1 protein-coding gene is annotated in these 915 nt (G+C 63.3%); it reads left to right on the top strand.

Features of this window, described 5'->3' with window-relative positions:
• Positions 1-81 precede the first annotated feature (81 nt).
• Entirely contained in the window at positions 82-894 is an 813-nt protein-coding gene (locus ING15_RS19260) for an IS5 family transposase (protein ID WP_206456461.1), read from the top strand.
• Positions 895-915 lie beyond the last annotated feature (21 nt).

The following is a 915-nucleotide window of genomic DNA, read 5'->3' as shown; positions in this document are numbered from 1 at the left end:
CTAAGAGCCCGTCCGGAAAGGGTTGAATGGTCGGGATGGCGATGATTCCAGAGGGTGTCTTAAGCCTGATCTGGAAGAGCCATGTGGACCCCGACCACTCGCGCGCAGCATAACCGCGAGCACCTGCGCTACGAAACCGACCTGACGGACGCGGAATGGAAGATTCTGGAACCGTTGCTGCCCCGTCCGAGCGGAATGGGACGGCCGCCGAAATGGTCGATGCGCGAGATCCTCAACGCGATCTTCTATGTTCTGCGGGGCGGCGTGCCCTGGCGTTTGATCCCCAAGGATTTGCCGCCCAAGAGCACGGTCTTCGATTATTTCAGCCGCTGGCGTGACGGCGGCGTCTTCGCCAGCATCAATCATCGTCTGGTCATGGCCGATCGCGAACGGAGCGGCCGCGAGGCCTCGCCGAGCGCCGCCGTCATCGACAGTCAGAGCGTGAAGACCACGGAGAGCGGCGGACCGAAAGGCTACGACGCCGGCAAGAAGGTCGCCGGGCGCAAACGCCAGGCGATGGTCGATACGGATGGCCGAGCTCTCATCATCGACCCACAGCCTGCCAACATCCAGGATAGGGACGGCGCCGTCCCCGTCTTGCGGATCTCTCGCAAATCCTACCCGTTCGTCGAAAGAGCCTTTGCCGACATGGGCTATTGCGGCCACCGGCCGCAAAACGCCTCCCTGATCGACGTCGAGATCGTGCGAAAGCCACCCGACCAGGTCGGCTTCGCCGTTCACCCGCGGCGCTGGGTAGTCGAACGCTTCTTCGCCTGGATCAGCAGAAATCGGCGCCTGTGGAAGGATCCCGAGGCGAGCATCGCCTCAGCAACCGCCTTCCTCTACGCCGCCTCCGTCATGATCCTTGTGCGGCGTCTCGGCCGGGCCTCATGACTTCCCGGACGGACTCTAAGG

It is taken from the genome of Aurantimonas marina (assembly GCF_017183135.1).
Lineage (GTDB): Bacteria > Pseudomonadota > Alphaproteobacteria > Rhizobiales > Rhizobiaceae > Aurantimonas > Aurantimonas marina.
This window is presented reverse-complemented; position numbering and strand designations above follow the sequence as displayed.

What these genes read in the sequence shown, in the direction of transcription:
- ING15_RS19260 (WP_206456461.1), top strand. Translation starts at nt 82, where the DNA reads ATGTGGACCCCGACCACTCGCGCGCAGCATAACCGCGAGCACCTGCGC.